Here is a 5,243-nt window from a genome sequence, read left to right on the forward strand (position 1 = left end):
GACGGCGTTGAAGTGCAGGAGGTCAACCAGAGCGTCGCTTGATTCAACTGGCTGGACACTACTATTGACTATATCTCAAAATGTTGAGCCCCTTGCTGTACGGCACCGTAACTTGCTCTTTTTCGGGGCCACTGAAAGCGAGCCGATCAATCCGTAATCGTGGAGGCCTGATACTCACAACACTGGGTCTCTTTCGATCTCGTGAGCCCAACGACTCACGCCTTGAGCTAGGCGGTCGAAGAACGCATCGTACCCTTCCTGCTCGGCGAAGTGAGCGATCCAGTGCGCTGTCTTGCGGAGGTGAGCGTTGTAGTTGGTTTCCATCAGATCAACCATGGCGGCGGCTACACCGCATGCCCGAAAAGACAGCCCATCTTCGTCAGCGACACGCTCGATTATGAACGCCCGTTCCATCATCGCGAGCCCTTCCTCGATCAGGCGACGGCGAACGAAGTATTCACCCATGCGTGCTGCTACTGCGGGATGCAAGCTTTCTGGCCTCTCGTCGCCACTCACGTCGAGATCACCTGAATGGACTACGTAATAGTCGAGAAGCGACAATGAGGCAAGATCGAAGGCGCGCGGCGCGAAAGCGTCGAGAACCACTACGGCACGGAGGCCTGCTTCAAGTGGAGTGTTAAAAAGGGCTGGCGGGTCAGTACTGGAAACAGTGTTTGGTGTCATCGGTCCCATTGCAGCGATCCTTCAGATGCATGATTGTGGCAGGCCCCCTGCTTGACGCGTGGCGTGACTCGTCGGTGCTTACCTAGCGGCCCACTTACTTCAACCATGGCTGCGTGCTCTATGACCCCGAGTAGGCGCTCGTAGGGCGATTTCCCTTCGTACCCATCATAGCGATCTTGAACGCTATCGAGGACATCCAAGTCTACTTGGTCGATCAAATTATTATCGAGGTTGTCCCGGAAATGGCGACGGAAAGCCTTGCGGTCGAGAAACTGCCGCCGTGCACGCGTAATTCGCGGCGCATAGGCATCGTCAGCCATAATCTCATCGTGGTCCGCAAAAGGTCGACCACGATGGTTTCCGTAAACCCGCAATAGTTGGCCGAGATAGCCCGCCTCCTCCGCACCAGGTACGGCGGGTATATCTATATCGCGCAGAACAGGTGCAGGTCCAGGATCGAGCCCTAACGCCTCAACCATGAGGCCGCGCATTTGCTCTTGTTCCACGATGTCTGTACTTTTCCAGAGCATCACCTTATCAAACGTGTAATCCTCTATTGCAATACGAATCTCGGGAGTCAGCGGTGCGCCTGATTTGGTGATGCCAGTAGTACAATACGCATCCCATTTGGCTAGCAATGCTGGGCCAATTTTCGATGGCCTATCGATCAACTTCAACACGTCACGCACTGCCGAATTTGGAGCAACGAATACGTACCGGCGAGGTAGTACGAAGTCGCCACGCTGCGCATAGTAGAACATCTTCCCCAACTCAACATGGAAGGCGCTAAGGCTGAGTGGTTTTTTGAGGTGCTTGCACTGGTAGTTATCCCAAGCGCCGTCGTAACGATGTTCCGTCAGAAATCCAACCGAGTCACGTCCTTGGTCAGCCGATGCCGTCGGCCTATCAAAGCCAACATATTCCGCTTGAATATTGATGAGGCGTGCGATCCACTTCTTGATCAGTTCCTCGAGTTCGTCATCGTTAAGCGCCAGGAGATGGCGTGTTTCGTTCAACGGCATGTATTTCCCAATTCTATTCTGGCTATAGTCCCTTGGAACGAATGTGTAGATGTCGGATCAGCTCCAGACAAACTACATACGCTATCCTAGCGTCTATCAAAGTCGCTGTAAATCTGTTGATGACCGACAAGTATGCACAGCTGGGCAACTGGGCCGTGCTCTTCGTGATGACTCCAAATGATTGCCACTGACGATCGGTGAACGTCGTCGGAAGAATCCGTAATAAACCTGTTTTAACGGATTTCACCCTACCCTGCCCTACCGAATTACTCGAGGGCACAACGCGTGTTTATCGTCAGGACCGGCAGGAATGTCCTCAAAGACGCCGTTCGTGATCAAGAAATACGGCACCTCATGTAATGAGTACTATCGTATCGCCCCATTGCTGGCGACCTGTGTTCTGATTGACTGTTAATTTGACGGGCAGGATTGCTGTTGATAGTTAAAATTGGAAACTAAATACCAAATCATCTTTATCGGCAGGGACTATCTATCGAATCTTGAGCAGGGGCTCGAGCTGTTAATTCCCCCCAGTCGCCAAATACTGTTGAGCCACCTAAGGATTCAGCGCACAACTGATCTATCCAGATACTCCCCACGACTCCATCACTATTAGTTGCTATCCATCGGAGTTCCTCCACGTCTGTTCGTGAAAATACGTATCCTGTAGGATTCACCACCGGATCAGATCCCATGGTTGTGCAAGGACTATCTATCGTGTCTTGAGCCGGGGCTCGAGCTGTTAATTCCCCCCAGTCGCCAAACACTGTTGGGCCACCTAAGGATTCAGCGCACATCTGACCTATCCAGATACTCCCCGTGACTCCTTCATTATTAGTTGCTATCCATCGGAGTTCCTCCACGTCTGTTCGTGAAAATACGTATCCTGTAGGATTCACCACCGGATCAGTTCCCATGGTTGTGCAAGGACTATCTATCGTGTCTTGAGCCGGGGCTCGAGCTGTTAATTCCCCCCAGTTGCCGAATACTGTTGGGCCACCTAAGGATTCAGCGCACAACTGATCTATCCAGATACTCCCAACGACTCCATTATTATTAGTCGCTATCCATCGGAGTTCCTCCACGTCTGTTCGTGAAAATACGTATCCTGTAGGGTTCACTACCGGATCAGATCCCATGGTTGTGCAAGGATCATTTATTGAGTCTTGGGCTGGGGCTCGATCTGTTAATTCCCCCCAGTTGCCGAATACTGTTGGGCCACCTAAGGATTCAGCGCACAACTGATCTATCCAGATACTCCCGACGACTCCATTATTATTAGTTGCTATCCATCGGAGTTCCTCCACGTCTGTTCGTGAAAATACGTATCCGTCTTCGGGATTACTTACATCCGAGGAGTCAAATTCTAAAGTAGCAAGTCGCTCTACTTCACCAATATATATATTGTCAATTTCCGCTGTTACTGGGAACGTGCCAACAGATTCCGCCGAACAGCCATCAGTGACGTTATTAATAATGCAGTACTTAGTTGTTCTATCCAAAACAGTAGCCAACCTTCCAGATTCTAAGGACAGTTGAAATCCGACTTGATAGCCAGCATTCCTTATTGAGTTATTATAAAAAACGTAAGGCCATGCATGACGCCATTGGGCGTCACCGCTGAGCAATTCTAGAGTTGTCGGAACTCTTATTTCAGCATTCTTGATCTCAAAGTTTGTAGCACCGGCTACAATATTTTGAGTTCTATCAAGTCCAAATAAATTTCCGCCAAGAAAACGCGAATCGATATAATTATCTACCGCGTCTGCGTCTTGACCCAATTGACTATAGTCTTGAGTTGTATTGTCAAGATCAATTGTGTTGGGATCGTAGGCATCAAGAAATGTTAAATGTATAAATGGTTTTTTAATCGAACTAGAATTTTCTGCACCGGTCCTAAATAACGTCGCAAAGCTGCTTATCAGATTCGATCCCGCACTATGTGCCACAAAGTGTATATGATCGTATTCCATAGGATATAACCTTCTTGCAATACTTTCAGCTATTGTAGAAGCACCATTGAAGGCAGTGCTGGGCGGGCTTTGCGATGCCACACTGCTCCAATCAATAACCCATACATCCCATTGGTTTCCGGAGCAGATGAAAGTAAAGTCGTTCGCATTAACATCGATTTCACTCATCGAGATTCCAAGTCGATTGCAGATACTACTCCCCATTTCCGACGGCCACGCATCTGAAGACGATTTCCAACCATGAGTAATAAAAATAGCATTATTCTCTTGTTTGGTAATTGACGAGTAACTGTTGGTTTGTCCCGTTGCGGTGATAGTTAGGGGGTTCGCACCCGTTCCTTCCGGCACTATGTCAAAGTCAATGTAGCCTTCGCTTAAGTTGAACAGACCCTGTGCTCGCAACTTATAGACACCTGGACCATGCTCGGAGAATATTCTGGTAGTCAAGGTTCGGTCAATCTGCTGATTGGCTGAGAATACTGTTGGCCCTATCGTCAATTCGGGAGGTGTAATAACGGGGGCACCACTGGGTGGTTCTATCACAATACGTGCACCAAGAATCGCCTTGGGCGCACCCAGATATTCTTTAAGTGAGATATTGACATCGAAGAATTTATCCAAAAGAACTTGCGTCGATGGCGTCGCAATATTTCTAGGGGAAATCGTCAATCCGGTTGCCAGATCAATCCAGCCAACCGGCTCAACGGTTTGGATAGCGGTGATGAAAATAGGATTGTTGCCAGTCGCACCCTCAACAAACCCCAGATCAATAAACCCTTCAAGCGTGCTGAATAGCCCTTGAACGCGAATTCCGTAGGTACCGGGTCCATTCTGCTCAAATATACTAGTGGTGAATGACCGGGAGACAGACTGGTTAGCAGTGAACGAGATTGGGCCTGATACTAATTCTAATGGTTCAATAGTTTCTCCGCCATTGGGTGGATCAATAACCACTCTGAGTCCCAATAGTTCTTTAGGCGCTCCTTGGTATTCTGCGAGTGTGACATTGATGTTGAAATTCTCGCCAAGAGAGACCTGATTGGGTGCTATAAGTGTAGTGCCAGTGATTATTGGCGATCCCGCAAGGTTAACTCGCCCTACAGGCTCTACCGCGTTGACACTGACGCTGTTGCTGGTTGGGCCATTGATGATGCCAAAATCAATATAATCCTCTTCTGCCAAGAATCTGCCTTGCACACGGAATCGGTAGGTGCCTGGGTCACGATCTCGAAAGATGGAAGAAGACAAATTACGCGAAATAGTTTGCCTGGCACCGAAGTTAAGTGGGCCGAGATCAAGTTCGGGGGGGATAATGGGATCACCGCCACCAGGTGGATCGATAACAACTCGGGCACCTAGGAGTTGTTTGGGTTCGCCTTGGAATTCTCGAAGGGAGAAGTTGATCCGAAAGTTTTCACCGAGAGTGATTTGGGAGACGGGATTGGAATCAGCGCCGACAATGCGAGGGTTGGCAACCAGATCAACCCGCCCTACAGGCTCTACCGCGTTGACACTGACGCTGTTGCTGGTTGGGCCATTGATGATGCCAAAATCAATATAATCC

Annotated in this window: 4 protein-coding genes; 1 reads left to right on the forward strand and 3 read right to left on the reverse strand. The window is 49.2% G+C overall.

Annotated features, from left to right (window positions below; all coding sequences use genetic code 11):
• Window positions 1-174: 174 nt before the first annotated feature.
• The 3 genes from ACUNV4_RS30110 to ACUNV4_RS30120 all read right to left on the reverse strand — a co-directional run bounded on the left by ACUNV4_RS30110 (window position 175) and on the right by ACUNV4_RS30120 (window position 4,861).
• Window positions 175-693 carry an ABC-three component system middle component 2 gene (locus ACUNV4_RS30110; protein ID WP_430882383.1) on the reverse strand — a complete coding sequence of 173 codons (519 nt, stop codon included), beginning with the start codon at window positions 691-693 and terminating at the stop codon, window positions 175-177.
• Window positions 681-1,700, reverse strand: coding sequence for an ABC-three component system protein (locus ACUNV4_RS30115; protein ID WP_430882384.1), 1,020 nt, complete (start codon window positions 1,698-1,700; stop codon window positions 681-683). The genes ACUNV4_RS30110 and ACUNV4_RS30115 overlap by 13 nt, the downstream gene beginning before the upstream one ends.
• A gap of 479 nt (window positions 1,701-2,179) precedes the next feature.
• Window positions 2,180-4,861 (reverse strand): hypothetical protein, encoded by a 2,682-nt coding sequence (locus ACUNV4_RS30120; protein ID WP_430882385.1) that lies wholly within the window; start codon window positions 4,859-4,861, stop codon window positions 2,180-2,182.
• 195 nt (window positions 4,862-5,056) lie between these two features.
• Between ACUNV4_RS30120 and ACUNV4_RS30125 the strand changes: the two genes are divergently transcribed.
• On the forward strand, window positions 5,057-5,243 hold a 187-nt coding region (locus ACUNV4_RS30125), incomplete at its 3' end, for a hypothetical protein (protein ID WP_430882386.1).

The organism is Granulosicoccus sp. 3-233, assembly GCF_052681095.1.